Consider the following 19,917-nt stretch of genomic DNA (forward strand, 5'->3'; position numbering starts at 1 on the left):
CATGATCACGCACGGGCGAACAGAGCTGGCCCAGGATCTGGCCCGGTCCTTACTGCCGCTACTGGCCGCTCGACGGATAGGACTTCGCATCGTCGACTCGTCACAGTTGCCGGTGGTGGTCGACGGAGCCGTCGTCGATCACGTTCCAGCACTGAAGTCCGCGAACGACAAACGCCGGCATGCGCTGGACACGAGTCCGTCCGAGTGGGTGCTGTTCCTGGACGACGACATCCTCGTGACCGAGATCTGTCTGGACCTTGTCCTCCAGCAGACAGCAGCAGCCCCACCGTCGATCGCGGCCATCTTCCCACTGGTGGAACTCGCATCGAGAGATTCGATCGCTTTCCGAGCGGCGTCGGTGGTGGGCCTCGACCGAGGGCTGTCGTGGAACGTCGCGGCAGGTGGCAGGTTTCGCTGGGGGCCGTCGGCGCTGATCGCCCTGCGGCGTACGGCGGGACTGTCGGTCGGCGCGTTTCCCCCCGGTGCCTTCGCGAACGGCGCCGGCGGCGAGGACGTCGACCTGGGCCTTCGGCTCGAAGCAAGTCGCTGGGAGTGTGTGCCCTGCGCTGACGCTGTGGTGATCCACCGGTCCGACACCTGGATAGGACTGCGCGCGAACGTGGGTCGCGCGATCAGGTACGGACGGGCGGAGAGCGAGCTGATGCGCCGCTACCCCGAAATGCGCGTCCACCGCGCTTCGCGGATCCGGTTGCGGTCGGACAGCCCGTGGACCGTCAGGTTCGTGGCGATCGTCTACGACCTGGCCTACGTCCTCGGATTGAGATACGAGGTCGGAAAGCTCGACCGCGGCAGTCGTGGCCGGGCGTCCGTGTTCCGTGTCGACGAACGCTTTCAGTTCCGCAGTGAGCGGTAGCGCGATGGACAGACTGGTACGAGATGCCGAAGAAAGCGAACTGCGCGCTTTCGTCCACACTTGCGGCTGGTCCCTGGCTGGTGCCGTGGAGCTTCCGTCGCGCCACGGGTCGGTATTCCGGCTGGCGACCGAAGTGCCAGAAATCGTCGTAAAACAGGACGCCCGGACACGTCATGCCGACGCGCAGGTCGAGGGGCTGGCGAAGTGGCCCGTCGGCCTGGCTCCTCGCTTGCTCGGCTCGCACGGCCGATGCCTGGCCATGACCTACCTGTCGGGGCGCCGATTGGCCGACGTTCCGAAACCGGAACGGCCTGACCTTGCGACGAGCCTGGCCGCGTGGATGGCGGAGTCGGTCGAGAACACCCGGACCGAGGAGTTCTCGCACGAACTGTCGTGGGACGAGCTCAAGGACGAGTGGCTCGACTGGCTCGAGGCACCGACGTTGCGGCGCCTGGCCGCGGCCGGTCTGGACCAGATCGGCCCGCTGAACCTGGCCATCGGCCACGGCGATCCGAGTACGACGAACTTCATCGTCGACGACCGTACGTCGCGGGTGATGGCGGTCGATCTCCTGCCGGCCCTGGCCCCCCTCGAGATGCACGTCGCGCGGGCCGCGTTCCAGGTTTTCCCGGAGAATCCCGAAGCGTTTCTGGAGGCCTGTGAGGCGACGTTTCGACTAGATTCCGCAGTGTTGGCCGCATGCTCGCGGGTCGCGGCCTTGCTGGCCCTCGACTGGCGGCCACTGCCGGCGATCGCACGAGCCGCAGGACTGAGTAGGTGATCTCATGCCGTCGTCCACGACAGACGATCCACCGCGGGCCATCGCCTTCGGTCTGATCAAGCCGGGCGGATTTTCTCGCGCGAAGGTGATCATCGGGATTCTGGAGCAGCACGGTCTCGAGGTCGTCAGCGGCCAGGTCGTGGATCTGATACCGGACTCGGTCGAGTTGATCTATCCCGAGCTCGCGTGCTCCTTGCGCTGCACACGACCGGATCTGTGGCGCAAACATGTGAGCTACTTGACCTCCGGAAGCGCGATTGCTCTGGCCATCACGTCGGGCACCCCCGGACTCCATGGGCGGTTGCCCGCGGTTAAGCAGCAGGTACGACGTGCGGTTCCGGGGCGAGCCGTCTTCAACGCGTTCCACACCAGCGACAGCGCCGCCGAGAGCCTGAAGATGATCGAATTGTTCTGGAGGGTGGCACAGCGTGCTGTTTCGTGACAACGACGTCGTGAGCGCCGGCCGATGCTTCGGGATCGTTCAGGGCTACCCCGCGGTTCACAGCCCCCGGATTCCGTTGCGGGTCTGGCGACTGCGGGACGGCGAGCAGGCTGTTCACCCGCGGCTGCGGTACCAGCACGACTCGCGGCTGTCGTCCGAGCAGCGTGAGACCCTGGGCGAGGTGACCGGGGGCGAGCCATGGAACGAGCAGTTGATGGTCGGCGCCGCGTCGGTGAGTGCGAGGCGGGTTCACCCGCTCGAGGTTCCGTTCGGCCAGTGGTTGGAGCGGCAGGATCGTCGCCGGCGGCCAGGCTGGTCCGGGATCCCCGAACGGCTCGGAGTCGAGGAGCCGGACCTGTTCGTGACCGGGTCGAGTCTCTTCCGAACCACCAGGAACCCGAATGACGTGGACCTGCTGGTCAGAAGTGTCGAGGCCTGCAAAGTGCTTCGGTCGCGATCTTCGGCGTCAACACCAAGGCATGGCGCGGACCGATCCAAGCTCGCGGCCTTCTACCGCAGCATGGCGTTGTCCGACCTTGTCGCGTTCGCCGAGCGCGACGGGTGGCGGAAGGTGTCCTTCGCCGGACTGTTCCTCGATGTGATCCCGCAGTACGAGTCCGGTGGAGACCGGATCTGCACTGATTGGTCTATCGAAGAGGGCTCGCTCACCACGCAGCTGCAGATCTCGGACGACAGGCACGCGCTGTACTTTCCCGCTGTCTACCGCTGCGGTGCCGGCGGTCTGCTGCTGTCGTGGAATCGCCTGCTCCAAGGGACCTTGCGACCTGGCGACCGCATCGTTATCGATGTCCGGCCGGGCCGGGTCCGGATGTTCGGCACCGACGAGCCGGCTTTGCTGCACGGCGAAGGATCCGGCGTCCGATTCCGTAGCGGTCCGGAGGTGCGCGGATGATCGTTCATGTGTTCTGGCGTGGCCGACGGCGCGTCGGTGGTGTGGAGGTGTATGTCGACTCCCTCATCTCGCGCTTGGAGTCCATCGGAGTGCGGAGCGTCTACGTCTCACCAGATGCGGCGACCTTCGACTCGGACATCCGCGAGTCGTCGTTGGGTGCCGATGACGTGGAACCCAATTGGACAAACTGGCCTGAGTCGGTCCTGGACGAGTCCGCTGTGGTGATCCACCTGCACAACCCGCACCTGGTGGCCCCGCGACGGATGGCGGCGTTCACCGACTTCGTACGACGACGATGGCCCACCGCGCGAACGATCGCGAGTCTCCACAACCTGTCGTCGAGTCAGCGTCGGATTTCGTTGCGTCACGTCGATCAGTTCATCGTCCACTCGGCGTTCATGCGCGATGTCGTGTCGGTGCGGTACGGCCTCGAGACCACGGTGGTGCCATGCGTTTTTCCCCGGCCGATTCGGACCGCGCAGGCTGACAGCGACACGTCCACGGTTCGTCTCCTGCAACCCACCAGGTTCAGCGCTTGGAAGGGGTCACTCGCATCGCTGCGCGTGACGAAGATACTGCACGATCGCGGTGTCCGGGTGGAGTTCACCCACCTGGGAGCCACCTGGGGCGAGGTCCGCGACAAGTGGCGGCGCAACGGTGGAGACGAACGACAATTGAGGGAGGTCGAGGATCTGGTGGACAGCGGCGTCGTCAGGTTCGCTTCGCTGACTTCGCCACAAGCACTCGACAAGATGGCTTCGGCGGACGTCGCGATCCACCCGACGACGGGTGCGGGCATCGGCGGTGAGCCGTTCTCGATCGCCGCGGCGCAATGCGTGCTGAGCGGTGTGCCGATAGTGGTGAGCGGCTCCGGCCATCTTCCCGCGCTGGTGCGGGGCTGCCCGGCGTCGAGGGTGGTGAGGACGAACCGGGTTCCCGATCTGGTGCGAGCTGTGACGGCCTTAGCGGATCGGTGTCAGGACAGATGTGCGGACTGCGCGGCGGCCGAGCGCCTTGGACACGATCTCGATCGCGGACCACGCGAACATCTGGCGTTGTATCTCCTGGAGGCCGCCTGATGGGCACGGTGACGGTGGACACCATGGTTCGGGCCATGGCATGGATGAGTCCCCGATGTGAGAGTCGGCCATCAACCGGACAGGTCGAGCTTCACCTCATGTGCGGTCATCGCGATGCGGGAAGGGCAGTTCTGGCTTTGCTCAGCCTGCTGCGCTTCGCGGAAGCGCAGCAGGGCTGGAACGTCCACGTGTGGAGCGACGGCACGCTGAACGGTGAGGATCAGCGGTTGTTGAGAAGGAAGGTTCCAGGGGTGGAGATTCATGACGAACGGGATCTCCTACGGGCCAACGAGTTGCTCGGATCCAAAGCACCCCTGGTTGCGGAGATCGCAGAGCGCGCGAAGATCCTCAGGAAACTCACTGTGCTGCACCATGCACGGCAGCGAGATCATCTGCTGATCGATGCGGATGTGCTCTTCTTCGCCGGCCCGCGGGTGCTTCGGAACTGGTCCGGCGGAGCCGGAGCGGATGTCCGCTACAACGTGGAGCTGGATCGCAGAAGACCCGACGCGCCGGTCCGAGGTGGTGTCTTCCAGCCGCGCCGCAGGTCCGCCGATGGCGAGGTGGCAGGAGTCTACGAGGAGTCTGAGATCGTCGCTCTGCGCGAAACGACCGGTCTGAAGACGCTCCGAGTGGCGCCCGACCTCAATGCCGGGCTGCTGGCATGCCGAGCCGGCAGCGTCGATTTCGACCTGATGAACACGATTGCCGAAGGCATGCGGCAGCTCGGGTACGGCGGGGCGGAGTTCGGGTTCGACTTCTACGACCAGGCGCTGCTGGCACTGACGCTGGGGACCGGGAGCGCCAGCGCGCGACTGCCGTCCGGCTACTACTGCTACGCGCGTCCGCGACCCGACGCGCTGATCTCCCGGCACTACATCGGCCCGCTCTCCTCACAGGTGAAGCCGTACGTCGTGGACTGCCTAGGAGTGTTGCTGAGACTGTCGATGCAGACCGTCGGACGGAGACAGGCATGACCGTCTTCGCCTTCGGAGGAATTGTCGTCAGTACGGACGGATCGGCGTCCGTCGACACCGTTCTGCGTGAGTTCAGCGCGTCCGCGGTGGAGACCGGGCGAGATTGTCATCTGTACGAGGTGTCCTGCCGTGGCGACTATCTGCCCTGGGCGACGGCGCTGGGTGGCTGTCGGTCGGTGAGGCGTGAAGCCGGTTCGGTCTTCCAGGTACGGCAGGAACACGAGCATCGAATCGTCGAGGCGCCGAACGGATATCTGAGCGCTTCGCCGTGGAGCTATCGGCACTGGCCCTCAGAACAACGCTCGGTGGGGCGATGGTCCGTCGCCGAGGGAGCCGACCCGGAGCCGGATCTGCTGGCCTACCGGGGAGTGCGTGAAATGTGCATCCGCACGCTGGAGGAGCTGGGGGGAGTGATGCTGCACGGCGCCGTAGTCGATCTCGAGGGAACCGGCGTCCTCCTTCTCGGGGACAAGGGCTCAGGCAAGACGTCACTGATGACGGAGCTGCTGGAGATCCCGGGCACCAAGTTCGTGGCGAACTCACGAGTCTTCGTGGTCAGAGAAGGTCGGGAGGCGCTGCGGTTGTACAACGTCCCACACCAGATTTCGCTCCGTCAGGGGACGCTCCTGAGGTGCGACAGGCTGTGGTCGAGGATCAGCGCAAGCGACCTGCGGTGTTCTGTCGGTACGGCGGATGGTGGCCGATCATTGCTGGCCAGTCCCGATTTGGTTCGGTCCTTATCAGGTTCGCACACCGCCTCGAGACGGTTGGTGATCTCCCCGAGGACCATTGCGGACGTGTTTGGCACAACGATTCTGTCGTCCACCCGGTTGTCGGTCGTGGTACTTCTGGGAGGGTCGGTAGACGGTGGGTACGGGCGCGTCGAACAGGTCATCAAGCATCATGTCGCCTCCGACTTCGAGTGCCGCGAATGGCTGGTCCGCAGGCGGAACAATCCCGGTGCCCACGGCAGTTGGGCCGACGCTCTGCGTGCCGTGCCGCTCGTGGTTCTGCCCGAGCGCTCCGACCACAACGTCCACAGTTTGCTCGAGGTCGCCAGCTCATGACACGGACTGCAGGCGTAGAGACGGTGTTCTTGATCGGTGGCCCACCTCGGCTGGGCAAGAGCCGGCTGGCCGAGCACGTGAGAAGAAGACTCCGTCTGGGCGGGGTGTGCACGGACGATCTTCGGGAGGCGGTCGGACCGCTCGACTCGGCAGTGTCTCGTCCGACCTGGCGGAGCGGATCCGTGGACCCACGACTTCGTGCCGTCATCGACGGTTACACCCGCGCGGTGTCCCGGTCGCGTCCCGTGGTCGTCGAGGGCGACGCGGTGGACGTGCCCCTCGTCGAGGCACTACGGCGCCGACGCCCGGTGAAGGCTGTGATGTTGATCGCCACCACCGCGTCGTCGTCGTACTTCGACATCGATCCCGGCTGGCTGGCGGGATTGGAACACGGCGACCGTAAGGTCGCGCTCGACCAGATCATCGGAGCTAGTGTGCGATGGCGCCGATCGTGTGAGGCGGCGGACGTGCCCTACATCGATGTCTGCGCGGTTGAAGATCCAGTGCGGAGGGCTTTCGAAATCCTCATGAGCTGAGTTCCCGCTGCCATCGTTGCAGCAGCCAGTCGCGGGTGGTCGTCGCGAACTCCAGCTGAATCGCGCGCAGATGCGGAGATTTCGGATTCGGCGCCTTTTCGGCCGACTTCGAGTAATTGAGGTACCGGTATGCCAGATACGCATCGAGAGCTGCCTGTGGAATCATCTCAATGTATCTCTGGAGATCGTCGGGAACTTCCGTGTAGGCAAGATCCGCGAGTGCGGCGACGACGAGATCGACGCTGTCGATCCACGGCGCGGCAGTGCGTGCCTCCGACCAGTCGCAGACAGACACGGTTTCATCGGAAGCGACGATGAAATTGTCGTCGCGAATATCCATGTGCTGCAGCGCCTCGCCGCGGCAGGCGTTATGGGCGCCTTCTGCGAGCGCTCTCGCCTTGTTATCGAAGGCGGAATGTTCATCGCGTAGTGCAGGTACTTGCGAGAAGTCCGCGCGCTGGATCACGTGCGGCCCGATAGGCTGCCCGAGAGAATGTCGGCGAATTATCTCAAAGCAGATCTGAAGTCGCTCCGGAGTCCACGGACGTAATGCTGTGCGCCCGTCGACTGCCTGGAAAATCAATACGACCCAGCTTTCGGAAAGCGCGGAGACTGTCATCGACTGTATCAATCGCGGGACGTGAAATCCGATGGGCAAGCAGGCGTTGACGACAGCTTCGTAGCGGTAGGAGTCGAACATCCAGCGCTCGTCGGTGCCGGACGCTTTGACGAAATACCGGTCACCGTTCTCGAAGTCGAGGGTGGAGGCGAATCCCGGTGTGTACCCGCTGGTGCTGCTTGACGCGGTGACGGCCTTTCCGTCGGCGACCGCTTCGATCGCGGCGCGAACGCTGTGCGGCAGGGAATGCCATTCAGGACGTTGTACAGTCGTTCCGTACGGTATCGGTGTCATCAATCTTCTCCGGGTGCTGTGTCGCCGTCGTGCCGCTGCGGATTCCTGTCCCGTCGATCGTGGTCTCCTCTCCTCGCCGACGTGTGGATCGGGTCGCTGGACCGCCGGGACCTCGACGCCCGGGGGTGTCGACGGTTCAGTCCTGGAGCGCGCCGCGGAACCAGGCAACTGTACTGCGGAGCCCTTCAGGCCAAGAGATCTCCGGCTTCCAGCCGAGAATCCGCTGGGCCAGCGCGGTGTCCGGGCTGCGGACACTGGGGTCGTCGATCGGCCGATCGACGAATCTGACACGTGATCGCGAACCCGTCGCTTCGATCACGTCGTAAGCGATCTTCAGCACCGTCTGTTCTTCGGGATTGCCGATGTTCACCGGCCCGGAGTGTTTGCTGAACGCGAGGCTCCGAATACCGTTGACGGTGTCGTCGACGTGGCACAACGATCGGGTCTGACTGCCATCGCCGGTCACCGTGAGGGCGTCGCCCGCAATCGCTTGACGGATAAACGTCGGAATTGCCCTGCCGTCGTACGGTCGCATCCGCGGTCCATAGGTGTTGAAGATCCGAACGATCGCGGTGTCGACGCCGCGATCGGAACGGTATGCGGTGGTGAGTGCTTCGGAGAATCGTTTCGATTCGTCGTAGACGGCCCGTGGTCCAACGGAATTGACGTGCCCCCAGTAGTCTTCGTGCTGGGGGTGGACCTGGGGATCTCCATAGATTTCGGAAGTGCTGGCCATGACGAATCGGGCCTGCTTGGCCTCGGCAAGATCGAGAGCATTCAGAGTGCCGATCGACCCGACCTTGAGAGTTTCGATTGGTAAGCGCAGATAATCAACAGGAGACGCCGGGCTGGCGAAATGCAGAACGAGGTCGACGCTCCCGTCGACCCGAATTCCGGCGGTGAGATCGGATCGAATGCACAGGAAGTCTGGTCGGTCGACAAGATGGGCAATGTTGTCCGCGGATCCCGTCGCGAAATTGTCAATACAGGTGACCTGGCATCCGTCGGCGAGCAGTCGTTCGCACAAGTGGCTTCCGAGGAAGCCTGCGCCACCGGTCACAACAACGTGCCTACTGTCAATCATGCTGGGAGTCGTTACGCTCATCACGCCGACGCCTTCCGTCTCGGGGAGTCGGGCGATCTTCACTATATCGGCAGTGCCGGTGAATAGCGCGCCGAGAGTCTCGGCGGGCGAGAAGCCTGGATTCGATCGATGCTGATTCGCAGTCCTCGGATGTGGCGGGGCGCATTCGATCGTGGCCGGTGCGGAATCGCCTCGATGCGAGTTCTTGCCGCCTACGATTGGGTGGCCGCGGCCCGTGGACAGCATCCGCGGCGAGTCGCCGCGGCGCACCGTGCTCGTTCGTCCTGGGGTTGGTACCGGGACCACTCGACCGGGTCCCGCACCGCTCGGTTGCGGCGAGATGGAGGAGCGCCGGAGACCAGCCTGGTTTTTCCGGACTCGCACGAATGCGCCGGGCCCGCGGCGATGAGGCCGGCAACAGAACGTCGGAGTCCGCAATCGAGGCCGGGGTCGAGGACTGTGGAGACAAACAGGCTCGGCGAACGGGATCGCCCCCAACGCGGTCGGAGTGGTCGTCACGCGTGCGGTCCTGTGCCGGCCCCTTGCGCAGGCGGCCGCCGACCAGGTCCGGCTCGGCCGCGCCGACATCGTCGTCGCAGGTGGTGACGATCTCGCGCTAGCTGAGCAGACAGGTTTAACCAACGTCCGCCGGTTCGTTTGCAGGAAGTCGTTGGGGTGAAAGCAGCGTAGACGTTGGGAAGAAAGACGTGACGTCGTTGGGGTGAAAGACGTGACGCCCGCCTCCGAGAGCGAAGGCGGGCGTCAGCGGCGTACGGGAACCTCTCAGAGGGTTGCGACGACGGTGACGGCGTCGGCGGTGTTTTCGGGGCTCCAGAGGATCTCGCCGGTGATGCGGCCGGCGGCGCGCAGGTCGTTCTCGGCCTGCTCGGCGAGGGTGAGGCGGGCGGCGGGGCCGGTCACCTCGACCTTGGAGACCTCGGTCTTCATCGAGACCTGGGCGGTGGACTTGGCGCCGCGGATCCCGGTCAGGACCTCGCTGACGGCGTCCAGGACGGCCGGGTCCTGGTCGGCGACCGCGATGTCGACGTCGGCGACCGGCCAGCTGGAGGTGTGGATCGAGCCTTCCTGCCACCACGACCAGACCTCCTCGGTCGCGAACGGCAGGTACGGCGCGAGCAGCCGCAGCTGGACCGACAGCGCGACGGCCAGGGCCGCCTTCGCCGACGCGGCCGGGCCGTCGCCCTGGCCGCCGTACGCGCGCTCCTTGACCAGCTCGACGTAGTCGTCGCAGAAGGTCCAGAAGAACCGCTCGGTGACCTCGAGCGCACCCGTGTAGTCGTAGCGCTCGAACGCCGCGGTGGCTTCGAGAACGGTCTGGCGCAGCTTGTGCAGCATCGCCAGGTCGACCGGCTCGGTGACGGCGGCGGCGTCCGCGGACGTCGCCCCGAAGCCGAGCACGAACTTCGACGCGTTCAGGACCTTGATCGCCAGCCGGCGGCCGACCTTCATCTGCGACTCGTCGAACGGCGAGTCCAGACCCGGCCGGGCCATCGCCGCGCGCCAGCGGACGGCGTCGGAGCCGAACTTGTTGAGGATATCGTCCGGCAGTGCCGCGTTGCCCTTGGACTTGCTGAACTTCTTGCGGTCCGGGTCGACGACGAAGCCGGAGATCATCGAGCGCTTCCACGGCAGTGTGCCGTTCTCGAACTGCGCGCGGACGACGCGGGAGAACAGCCAGGTCCGGATGATGTCGTGGGCGTGCGTGTTCAGGTCCATCGGGAAGGTGCGCGCGAACAGGTCCGCGTCACGCTCCCACCCGCAGACGATCTGCGGGGTCAGCGAGGACGTCGCCCAGGTGTCCATCACGTCGGGGTCGGCCTGGAAGCCGCCCGGCTTGCCGCGCTGGGACTCGTCGTACCCGGACGGGACTTGCGAGGTCGGGTCGATCGGCAGCTGCTCCTCGCGCGGCAGCAGCGGGTGGTCGTAGTCCGGCTCGCCGTCCTGGCCGATCGGGTACCAGACCGGGAACGGGACGCCGAAGAAGCGCTGGCGGGAGATCAGCCAGTCACCGTTCAGGCCCTCGACCCAGTTCTGGTAGCGGTGCCGCATGTGCTCCGGGACCCACTCCTCTTCCTTGCCGAGGTCGACGAACTCCTGTCGCAGGTCCTCGCTGCGGCCGCCGTTCGTGATGTACCACTGGCGGGTGGAGACGATCTCGAGCGGCTTGTCGCCCTTCTCGAAGAAGTTCGTCATCCGGGTCGTCTTGGTCGGCTCGCCGTCCAGGTCGCCGCTCTCGCGCAGCTTCTGAACGGTCAGCTCGCGCGCGCTGAAGATCGTCTTGCCGGCCAGCTCGGCGTAGAGCTCCGAGCCCTCGAGCCACTCCGGCGTGTCGCGCAGCAGCCGGCCGTCGCGGCCGATCACCGTGCGGACCGGGAGCTGCAGCTCGCGCCACCACTGGACGTCGGTCAGGTCGCCGAACGTGCAGCACATCGCGATGCCGGCGCCCTTGTCGGGCTCGGCGGCCTCGTGGGCCAGGACCGGGACCTCGACGTCGAACAGCGGCGAGCGGACCGTCGTACCGAACAGGTTCTTGTAGCGCTCGTCGGACGGGTGCGCGATCAGCGCGACGCAGGCCGGGATCAGCTCGGGCCGGGTGGTCTCGATGTAGATCGGGCCGTTCGGGCCGTGGAAGGCGATCTTGTGGTAGGCCCCCGGGTACTCCCGGGCTTCCAGCTCGGCCTGGGCGACAGCGGTCTGGAAGGTGACGTCCCACAGCGTCGGCGCCTCGGACAGGTACGCCTCACCGCGCGCGTAGTTGCGCAGGAACGCCCGCTGCGATGTCCGGCGGGAGTCGTCGGAGATCGTGGTGTACAGGTACGACCAGTCGACGCTCAGGCCGACCTGGCGCCACATCGCCTCGAACGCCTGCTCGTCGATGTGGGTCAGCTCGCCGCACAGCTCGACGAAGTTCTGCCGGCTGACCGGCAGCTGCTTCTTCGGGTCCGGCTTCTCCGGCGGCTCGAACGACGCGTCGTACGGCAGCGTCGGGTCGCAGCGGACGCCGTAGTAGTTCTGGACGCGGCGCTCGGTCGGAAGCCCGTTGTCGTCCCAGCCGATGGGATAGAAGACCTTCTTGCCCCGCATCCGCTGGAAGCGGGCGATCAGATCCGTATGCGTGTAGCTGAAGATGTGACCGACGTGGAGCTTGCCCGAGACGGTCGGCGGCGGGGTGTCGATCGAGTAGACGTCGGCCCGCTCGGCCGTCCGGTCGAACGCGTAGGTCTCCTCCTCGCGCCATACAGCCGCCCACTTCTCCTCGAGGCCTTCGAGGGTGGGCTTGTCGGGAACGCGGGAGATCTCGGTCATGCGCACAATCGTAGTGGTTGTCAAGGGATGCTCCGACCGGATATCCACAGCGTCCTAGACTGGGGTCCTGATGAGCGACCTCACGTACGCCGAAGTGTCGGCGAAACTCCAGGCCCGCTGGCCGGAGACCAAGATGGATCCCTCGCTGGAGCGCATCCAGCGGCTCACCGAGCTGCTCGGCGACCCGCAGAAGGCGTACCCGGTGGTGCACCTGACCGGGACCAACGGCAAGACCTCGACCGCCCGGATCATCGACACGCTGCTGCGCGAGGCGGGGCTGCGGACCGGCCGGTTCACCAGCCCGCACCTGGAGACGGTCCGGGAGCGGATCACGCTGAACGGCGAGCCGATCAGCGAGGAGCGCTTCGTCGAGGCGTACGCCGAGATCGCGCCGTACCTGGACGTCGTGGACGCCGAGCAGGAGCACCCGCTGTCGTTCTTCGAGGTGATCGTCGCGATGGGCTACTCGGTCTTCGCCGACGCCCCCGTCGACGTCGCGATCATCGAGGTCGGCCTGGGCGGCACCTGGGACGCCACCAACGTCGCCGACGGCGTCGTCTCGGTGATCACCCCGGTCGCGGTCGACCACGCGCACATCCTGGGCGCCGACCCGGTCACGATCGCGGGCGAGAAGTCCGGGATCATCAAGCCCGGCGGTACGGCGGTGATCGGGCAGCAGAGCTTCGACGTGCTGGAGGTGCTGCAGCGCCGCGCGACGCAGGTCGGCGCGCAGGTCGCCCGCGAGGGCCTCGAGTTCGGCGTCACCAGCCGGACGGTCGCGGTCGGCGGTCAGCTGATCTCGATCAAGGGCCTGGCGGCGGAGTACGAGGACATCTTCCTTCCGCTGCACGGCGAGTACCAGGCGCACAACGCCGCGACCGCGCTGGCCGCCGTCGAGGCGCTGCTGGGCGCGACCGAGCAGACCGAGGGCCGGGTCACCACCGAGCTGGTCCAGGCCGGTTTCGCCGAGGTGACCTCGCCGGGCCGGATGGAGGTCGTCCGGACCGGCCCGACCGTGATCGTCGACGCCGCGCACAACCCGCACGGCGCGGAGGCGACCGCGGCGACGGTGTCGGAGGCGTTCGCGTTCAACCCGCTGATCGGCGTGGTCGGCGTGATGAAGGACAAGGACGTGTACGGCGTACTGGAGGCCTACGAGCCGATCATGGAGACCGTCGTCGTCACCCGGAACTCGTTCGACCGCTCGATGCCGGCCGAGGAGCTCGGGGAGATCGCCGCCGAGGTGTTCGGCGAGGACCGGGTCGTGGTCAAGCCGCACCTGGTCGACGCGATCGACGAGGCGCTGCGGCTGGCCGAGCAGAACGCGATCGCGTTCGGCAGCGGCGGCGTCCTGATCACCGGCTCGGTCATCACCGCCGGAGAGGCCCGTACGCTGCTGGTCCGCAAGCCGAAGGAAGCGAACCGATGAGGTCCCTGGCGTCGATCGTGCTCGGCTTCGAGTCGATCGTGCTGATGCTGTCCACGATCGTGATGATCTCGGTCGCCGACGTCTCCACCGGTACGGCGCTGGGCGTGTGCCTCGGCCTCGCCCTGCTGGCCATCGTCGCCGCCGGTCTGCTGCGGACCAAGGTCGGCTACGCGCTCGGCTGGGTGGTCCAGCTCGGCGCGGTCGGGCTCGGTTTCGTCGTCCCGGTGATGTTCGTGCTCGGCCTGGCCTTCGCGGCGTTCTGGGTGATGGCGATCGTGCTCGGCCGCCGGATCGACGAGGCCAAGGCGGCCCAGGCCGCGGCCGCCGGTTAGGCTCGCCGCCCCGAGACTTTTCGTCAAAGCCTTCGAGAAAGAGATGTGACATGTCGCAGCGCACCCTGGTCCTGCTGAAGCCCGACACCGTACGCCGCGGCCTGGTCGGGGAGATCCTCGGCCGGTTCGAGTCCAAGGGGCTGTCGATCGTGGCGATGGAGCTGCGCACGATCGACGGCGAGACCGCCGACCAGCACTACGCCGAGCACGTCGAGCGCGACTTCTACCCGCCGCTGCGCACGTTCGTCACCAGCGGCCCGCTGGTCGCGCTGGTGCTCGAGGGCGACGAGGCGATCGAGGTCGTCCGCGCGCTGAACGGCGCCACCGACGGCCGCAAGGCGCTGCCCGGCACCATCCGCGGCGACCACTCGCTGTCCAACCGCGAGAACCTGGTGCACGGCTCGGACTCCCCGGAGTCGGCCGAGCGCGAGATCAAGATCTGGTTCCCGGACCTGCCGTAGTCCGTACGCCGTACCCGCCCGGCCCCGGTGCGACCGCCCTCATGGTCCGCACCGGGGCCGGAACTCATTTCAGCGCCGCAGCGACCTTGTCCCGGAACGCCTTCGTCGCGAACACATGTCCCGGCGTGAGCGACCGCTGCACGAGCTGGATCACCACCGTGTCCGCCTCCTTGATCCCGGCCATCAGCTCCTCCTCGCTGACGTGCCCGGTCCACAGGAAGGTTCCGTCGGCGAACAGCGGCCGCAGGTTGCCCAGCGCGAAGTAGCTGAACGAGTCACCGATCAGCACCGACTTGCCACCGACCAGCCCGGTAGCCGGCGTCGTCTTCCACTTCTCCACGCCGTACAGCACCTTGGTGGCGTCGAACGCCGCGTAGCCCGGCTGCGGCGTCACCGTCGTACCGGTGGACAGCTGTACCGACGGCGGCGTCTCGGTAGCCGTCAGCCCGAGCAGCACGTTGAGGTCTGCCGTCTTGGTCACCTGATCGGGTGTAGTCGTCAGACGCGCCCGCAGCCCCAGCTTCTCCGCCAGCCTCTTGGCAAACACAGCAGCCCCGGCACCTGACCAGTGGGAGTCCGTCCGCCAGTAGGTCTGCGACCTGGTCATCGCTGACCGCAGCGCCAGCCAGTTCGGGTGCTGGTACGAGTCGAGGATCCGGTTCTGCTCAGCGATCCCGTCCAGCGCGCACTGCCCGCCCGGTACGACGTCCGGCGGCTCCACCACCGACGACTTGTTCGGCCCGAGGGAGAACACCACGCGCCGCCCCGACCGCTGGATCACCTCGCTCAGCGCGGCCATCCCGTCCAGCCCGGCCTGGAACCCCGGCGTCTGCTTGCACGCCTTCGTGAAGTCCTCGCCGAGGAACAGGTACCCGTCGTCCCCGCGCACGACCTTCCCCGACGCCGGCGGCTCCCGCAGCACGTTGAAGTCGAACCACGACTTCGCCCGGACGGCGGTCGAGCGCCCCGCCAGCCGGTCCGACGCCCACGGGCCGACCGCGTCCAGCGCGTCCCAGCCCGCCGACGCCTTGGGCGCGGGCGCGATCGCCCGGTTGTCGACCGGCGCCTGCCGAAAGCCCACGGCGTACCCGAAGGCCGGCCCGAACACGAACACGAACGCGACCACCCCGGCGACGACCTGACCTCGTCTCACCACATCCCCCTGTCAGAACTGGAAGTACAAGAACGGGCTGAACGTCCCGGCCACCGCCACCATCGCGGCGTACGGCGAGAGCACGAGCGCGGCGGCCTTCAGCGACCGGCGCGCCCAGCGCGGTGTCTCCTGCAGCCCGTCGATCACCCGGCCGGTCACCCACGTTGCCGGGAGCAACACCGTCGCCAGGACGAGCACGAGCAGCGCGACCCGGTGCCCGGACAGCAGCACCGCGACGTCCGGCGCGACCGACCAGCCGTGCCACGGCATGATCATTGCCTGCAGCATCTTTCCGGCGGCCGGCAGCGACTCGGCCCGGAACAACACCCAGCCGAAGACGACCAGCACGAACGTGATGACCCGCCGCGGCCAGGCCCAGCGGTCCGAGCGGCCGAGCCCGGTGGCGCGTTCGATGATCAGCAGCACGCCGTGGAAGGCGCCCCAGACCACGAACGTCCAGGCGGCGCCGTGCCACAGCCCGGTGACCAGGAAGACGATGCTGAGGTTCCGGTACGTGCGGAAGGTACCGCCGCGGTTGCCGCCGAGCGGCACGTACAGGTAGTCGCGGAACCAGCGCGACAGCGACTGGTGCCAGCGCCGCCAGAAGTCGGTCACCGAGATCGCGGAGTACGGGCGCTCGAAGTTTTCCGGCAGCCGCAGGCCGAACATCATCCCGAGGCCGATCGCCATGTCGGAGTACCCGGAGAAGTCGAAGTAGATCTGCCCGGCATAGGCGAGCGCGCCGATCCACGCGGTCGCCGTCGACGGGTCCTCGGAGGCGAAGGCCGCGTCGGCCAGCGGAGCCAGCGAGTCCGCGATCACCACCTTCTTGAACAGGCCCCAGGCGAACCGCGGGAAGCCCTCGGCGAAGTCGGCGAACCGGTCCCGGCGCGAGTCGCGGAGCTGGTCGGCGATCTCGTGGTAGCGCACGATCGGGCCGGCGACCAGCTGCGGGAACATCGCGATGTAGGTGACGAAGGTGAGCGGGTTGCGCATCGGCAGCCGGACGCCGCGGTAGACGTCGACGACGTACGACAGGTGGTGGAAGGTGAAGAAGCTGATCCCGATCGGCAGCGCCAGGCTGACGATCCGGGTGTCGCCGAGGCCGAGTCCCTGCGCGATCGAGTGCACCGCGGTGGACGCGAAGCCGGCGTACTTCCAGACCGCCAGGACGGCGAGGTCCGCGGCGACGGTCGCGACGACGACGGCCTTGCGGCGCCGGATCGGGAGCGCGCCGATCGCCAGCCCCGCGGCGTAGTTGACCGCGATCAGCGCCAGCAGGAGCAGCACGAACTCCTTGCCACCGACGGCGTAGAAGCCGAGCGAGAACACCGCGAGCACACCATTGCGGGCGCGGTGCGGCAGGATCCAGCTGGCCAGCAGCACCGCGGGCAGGAAGTACCACAGGAACAGTGGCGCGGCGAAGGACAAGGCTGATCTCCCCCCAGGTCGAAAGCAGCTACGGCACCACTAGATACGGACGTACGCCGTCCGAGGACGCCTCTAGTGCCCTAGATGCCTTGGGGAGCGAAGAAGTTGCGTCAGCCGAGCCGAGCCTGCAGGTCGTCGGCAGTGGGGTGGTCCAGGTCGGTCAGCAGGGTCAGGGCCGACTGCCACGAGCTGCGGGCGGCCGGCTGGTCGCCCAGCTCCTGGTGGACGTCGCCGAGGTTCTGCAGCATCAGGGCCTGGTAGTAGAGGTCGTTCAGCTCGCGGTAGAGCGACAGGGCCTTGCGGTAGCAGGCGATGGCTTCGCCGTACGCCGACTGGCAGCGGTAGGCGTAGCCGAGGTGGTCCCAGGTCGCTGCCTCGCCCAGCTTGTGGTCGACCTGCTGGTAGAGGCGCTGCGCCTGCTGGCAGTACTGCAGCGCCAGCTCGTACTCGCCGAAGGTGTTGGCGTGCAGCAGGCCCAGCGAGTTCAGCGCGAGGGCCTGGCCGGTCCGGTGCCCGGCTGCCTTGAACAGGTCGGACGCGACGAGGTCGTGCTCGTACGACTCCTTCAGACGGTCCTGCTCGGCCAGTACGAACGCCAGCATGCGTTCGCACCACGCCTGCGCCACCGGGTCACCCTTGGCCAGCTCCAGTGCTCGCTCAGCCTCCGACTGCGCTTCGGGGAGGCGCTGCTGCCGGGCCAGGGCGTGGGCGCGGTAGCGGCGGGCCATCACCTGCGCTGCTGCGTCGCCGGAGCGCTCGCAGGCGTAGACCGCCGTACCCATCACGTCGACCCAGGTGCTCCAGAGGCCGCGGCGCTCCAGGTAGCCGGTCATGGTGCGGGCCAGGTGGGTGGCGTGGCCGTCGAAGCCTCGGCGTACGGCGTGCTCGACGAGCGCAACCAGGTTCGGGCACTCCTGCTCGAACCAGTCGAACGCCTCCTGGTAGCCGCCGAAGCTCAGCGCGTACGGCGTACCGGCGGGTGCGGGCAGCTCGTCGGGGTCGCGGTGCGGGCGGAGCCACTGGTCCCCGGCGTCCGCCGTACGGAGGTAGTGGTCGAGCAGGCGGTGCAGCGGCGGCCCGTCCTCGGCGGCGAGCTCGGCTGCGTAGGTGCGGAGGAGGTCGTGGGCGGTGTAGCGGCCGGGGGAGTGCTGGGTGAGGAGGTGGGCTCGCTCCAGCTCGGCGAGGGCCGGTGCGATGCGGTCGGGGGTTGTACCGGCCAAAGCAGCTGCTGCATCGACGGAGAGGTCCGGGCCGGGATGAGCGCCGTAGAGCCTGAAGACCTGCGCCGAGGTTGCCTTGACGAGCTGGTACGACCAGGAGAAGACAGCGCGGAGGTCAGTGGCCTCGTCCTCGCCGGCGAACGCGTCCAGCCCTTGCCTGGTACGCCGTAGGTCGGTGGCGACCGCGGTGAGCGACCAGGTTGGGTGTGCCGCGGCGTGGGCGGCGACCAGCGACAGAGCCAGGGGGAGGCGGGCAGCGAGCTCGATGAGGTCCTCTACAGCGTCCGGCTCGGCCTGCACCCGGTCGCTGCCGACTGCGCCGGTCAGGAGGGCTGCAGCCTGGTCCCAGTCCATCAGGTCGAGGTTGACCGGGGTAGCGCCCTCTGTGGCGAGCAGGCCAGGCAGGGCGTCGCGGCTGGTGACCAGCACTCGGCAGGTGTTGCCGCCGGGGAGCAGCGGCCGGACCTGCGCGGCGCTGCGGGCGTTGTCGAGGACGATCAGCATCCGGCGGTCCTTGAGCAGCGTCCGGTACAGCGCGGACTGCGCTGCCTCACCGGCGGGGATCCGGCCGGGCATGGACTGCAGCGCGTCGAGGAAGCCGCGGACGGCGTCAGCAGGGTCGACCAGCTCGCCGGAGGGGTCGAAGCCGCGCAGGTTGACGTAGAGCTGGCCGTCGGGGAAGTCGGCGCGCTCAGCCCACTGGACCGCCAGCGAGGTCTTGCCGACTCCCGCCGTACCGGAGACGACCGCTATCGAGCCGGTCGGACTCAGTAGGGCTCGGTCGAGCGCCTCCAGCTCCTGCGTGCGGCCGATGAAGGTACGCCCGACTGCCGGCAGCTGGTGCGGGACGGTCTGGTGACTCGTACGAGCGGCTGCTGCGCGGGCGTCCGTCGCCAGCACGGCCTGGTGGAGGCGGCGGAGCGCTGGGCCCGGGTCGAGCCCCAGCTCGTCGGCCAGGTGCCGGGAGGCCTCGCTGTACGTCGCCAGCGCGTCAGCGGGCTGACCGGCGGCGATCTGGCTCTGCATGAGCAGCGCCCACAGGGACTCGCGCAGCGGGTAGCGGCGGGTCAGGCTGCGTAGCTCGGCGCCCACCTGGTCGCCGTGCTCGAGCTTGGCAGCCAGGAGCAGCTCGGTGGCGTGCAGGCGCTCCTCGGTGAGAGCAGGGACCGCATCCCGGATCAGCGCCCCGGCGGCGAGGCCGGCGAGCGGCTCCCCGCGCCAGAGAGCCAGCGACTCGGTCAGCAGCCGTATGCGCTCGTCCGGGTCGGCGGTCGTCGTACTGGCCTCGACAAGGTCGCGGAAGCGGGTCAGGTCGATCTCCGCCGGGTCGACGGTGATCACGTAGCCCGCGGCCTCGGTGCGGATCAGCGGACGGCCCAGGAGAGTGCGCAGGCGGGACATGTAGGTCTGGAGGGCCGCCCGAGGCCTGGCGGGGAGGTCCTCCTCCCACAGCGTGTCCATCAGCTCCTGGCCCGCGACCACGCGGTTCGGCTGCAGGAGGAGGGTCGCCAGCAGGACCCGGAGGCGGTTCGCGGCCAGCTCGATCCGCCGGCCGGAGTCGTCGAGGACCTCCACCGGACCGAGCAGCCGGAATTCCATGGCGCCATTGTGGCCCCCCGACGGGCGTGAAAGCGCCACGAAAGCGTCATGAATGCGCCAACCGTCATGCTCGCCGGACGAGCAGCCGAGGTCGTGACCGGCCGCTCACCGGGTTCCGAGGGAGGAGCGCTCGCCCGTCAGGGGAGGGGCGAGAGTCTGGGGGCGCGGGGGGGGGGGGGGGGGGGGGGGGGGGGGGGCGAGGGGGAGGGGGGGGGGGGGGGGGAGGAAGAAGAGGGAGGGGAGGGGGGGAGGGGGGGGGGGGGGGGGGGGGGGTGTGGGGAGTCGACGTGTCCATATCG

General features: G+C 67.6%; 17 protein-coding genes. 11 read left to right on the forward strand and 6 right to left on the reverse strand.

The genetic code is table 11. The features are described from left to right. Window position 1 precedes the first annotated feature (1 nt). The 8 genes from ACZ6Z4_RS09600 to ACZ6Z4_RS09635 all read left to right on the forward strand — a co-directional run bounded on the left by ACZ6Z4_RS09600 (window position 2) and on the right by ACZ6Z4_RS09635 (window position 6,669). Window positions 2-874 (forward strand): glycosyltransferase family 2 protein, encoded by an 873-nt coding sequence (locus ACZ6Z4_RS09600; protein ID WP_465560509.1) that lies wholly within the window; start codon window positions 2-4, stop codon window positions 872-874. 4 nt (window positions 875-878) lie between these two features. Further along, a complete protein-coding gene (locus tag ACZ6Z4_RS09605; RefSeq protein ID WP_465560512.1) occupies window positions 879-1,655 on the forward strand; it encodes a hypothetical protein in 777 nt (258 codons plus the stop codon). A 4-nt stretch (window positions 1,656-1,659) separates the two neighbouring features. Beyond that, window positions 1,660-2,097: a nucleoside-diphosphate kinase gene (locus ACZ6Z4_RS09610; RefSeq protein ID WP_465560515.1), complete on the forward strand. Its 438-nt coding sequence runs from the start codon at window positions 1,660-1,662 to the stop codon at window positions 2,095-2,097. Then, the gene (locus tag ACZ6Z4_RS09615) at window positions 2,084-3,010 is read left to right on the forward strand and encodes a hypothetical protein (protein ID WP_465560518.1); all 927 of its coding nucleotides are present in this window, start codon (window positions 2,084-2,086) and stop codon (window positions 3,008-3,010) included. The genes ACZ6Z4_RS09610 and ACZ6Z4_RS09615 overlap by 14 nt, the downstream gene beginning before the upstream one ends. Further along, window positions 3,007-4,089 (forward strand): glycosyltransferase family 4 protein, encoded by a 1,083-nt coding sequence (locus ACZ6Z4_RS09620; protein WP_465560521.1) that lies wholly within the window; start codon window positions 3,007-3,009, stop codon window positions 4,087-4,089. Before ACZ6Z4_RS09615 ends, ACZ6Z4_RS09620 begins: the two co-directional genes overlap by 4 nt. Further along, window positions 4,089-5,066 carry a hypothetical protein gene (locus ACZ6Z4_RS09625; RefSeq protein ID WP_465560524.1) on the forward strand — a complete coding sequence of 326 codons (978 nt, stop codon included), beginning with the start codon at window positions 4,089-4,091 and terminating at the stop codon, window positions 5,064-5,066. Before ACZ6Z4_RS09620 ends, ACZ6Z4_RS09625 begins: the two co-directional genes overlap by 1 nt. After that, on the forward strand, window positions 5,063-6,133 hold the full coding sequence (locus ACZ6Z4_RS09630) for a hypothetical protein (RefSeq protein WP_465560527.1): 1,071 nt from the start codon (window positions 5,063-5,065) through the stop codon (window positions 6,131-6,133). Before ACZ6Z4_RS09625 ends, ACZ6Z4_RS09630 begins: the two co-directional genes overlap by 4 nt. 182 nt (window positions 6,134-6,315) lie before the next feature. Further along, window positions 6,316-6,669, forward strand: coding sequence for a hypothetical protein (locus tag ACZ6Z4_RS09635; protein ID WP_465560530.1), 354 nt, complete (start codon window positions 6,316-6,318; stop codon window positions 6,667-6,669). Here the strand turns inward: ACZ6Z4_RS09635 and ACZ6Z4_RS09640 are convergent. The 3 genes from ACZ6Z4_RS09640 to valS all read right to left on the reverse strand — a co-directional run bounded on the left by ACZ6Z4_RS09640 (window position 6,659) and on the right by valS (window position 11,993). Then, window positions 6,659-7,582 (reverse strand): aminoglycoside phosphotransferase family protein, encoded by a 924-nt coding sequence (locus tag ACZ6Z4_RS09640; RefSeq protein ID WP_465560533.1) that lies wholly within the window; start codon window positions 7,580-7,582, stop codon window positions 6,659-6,661. The two genes, ACZ6Z4_RS09635 and ACZ6Z4_RS09640, sit on opposite strands and share 11 nt — an antisense overlap. A 136-nt stretch (window positions 7,583-7,718) precedes the next feature. Next, entirely contained in the window at window positions 7,719-8,936 is a 1,218-nt protein-coding gene (locus ACZ6Z4_RS09645; RefSeq protein WP_465560536.1) for an NAD-dependent epimerase/dehydratase family protein, read from the reverse strand. A 513-nt stretch (window positions 8,937-9,449) separates the two neighbouring features. After that, the gene (valS, locus tag ACZ6Z4_RS09650) at window positions 9,450-11,993 is read right to left on the reverse strand and encodes a valine--tRNA ligase (RefSeq protein WP_465560539.1); all 2,544 of its coding nucleotides are present in this window, start codon (window positions 11,991-11,993) and stop codon (window positions 9,450-9,452) included. Between the two features lie 70 nt (window positions 11,994-12,063). Between valS and ACZ6Z4_RS09655 the strand changes: the two genes are divergently transcribed. Genes ACZ6Z4_RS09655 through ndk form a run of 3 tightly spaced genes read left to right on the forward strand, consistent with a single transcriptional unit; the run spans window position 12,064 to window position 14,215 of the window. Continuing rightward, window positions 12,064-13,422 carry a bifunctional folylpolyglutamate synthase/dihydrofolate synthase gene (locus ACZ6Z4_RS09655; protein WP_465560542.1) on the forward strand — a complete coding sequence of 453 codons (1,359 nt, stop codon included), beginning with the start codon at window positions 12,064-12,066 and terminating at the stop codon, window positions 13,420-13,422. Then, a complete protein-coding gene (locus ACZ6Z4_RS09660; protein WP_363676133.1) occupies window positions 13,419-13,754 on the forward strand; it encodes a DUF4233 domain-containing protein in 336 nt (111 codons plus the stop codon). Before ACZ6Z4_RS09655 ends, ACZ6Z4_RS09660 begins: the two co-directional genes overlap by 4 nt. Window positions 13,755-13,804: 50 nt before the next feature. After that, a complete protein-coding gene (gene ndk, locus ACZ6Z4_RS09665) occupies window positions 13,805-14,215 on the forward strand; it encodes a nucleoside-diphosphate kinase (protein ID WP_363676131.1) in 411 nt (136 codons plus the stop codon). A 64-nt stretch (window positions 14,216-14,279) separates the two neighbouring features. Here the strand turns inward: ndk and ACZ6Z4_RS09670 are convergent, their stop codons facing one another. The 3 genes from ACZ6Z4_RS09670 to ACZ6Z4_RS09680 form a co-directional block, all read right to left on the reverse strand. Beyond that, window positions 14,280-15,368 carry an alginate O-acetyltransferase AlgX-related protein gene (locus tag ACZ6Z4_RS09670; protein ID WP_465560546.1) on the reverse strand — a complete coding sequence of 363 codons (1,089 nt, stop codon included), beginning with the start codon at window positions 15,366-15,368 and terminating at the stop codon, window positions 14,280-14,282. A gap of 12 nt (window positions 15,369-15,380) precedes the next feature. Then, window positions 15,381-16,799: an MBOAT family O-acyltransferase gene (locus tag ACZ6Z4_RS09675; protein WP_465560548.1), complete on the reverse strand. Its 1,419-nt coding sequence runs from the start codon at window positions 16,797-16,799 to the stop codon at window positions 15,381-15,383. Between the two features lie 110 nt (window positions 16,800-16,909). Next, on the reverse strand, window positions 16,910-19,618 hold the full coding sequence (locus tag ACZ6Z4_RS09680; protein WP_465560550.1) for an AfsR/SARP family transcriptional regulator: 2,709 nt from the start codon (window positions 19,616-19,618) through the stop codon (window positions 16,910-16,912). Window positions 19,619-19,917 lie beyond the last annotated feature (299 nt).

This window comes from Kribbella sp. NPDC104740, from assembly GCF_055583505.1.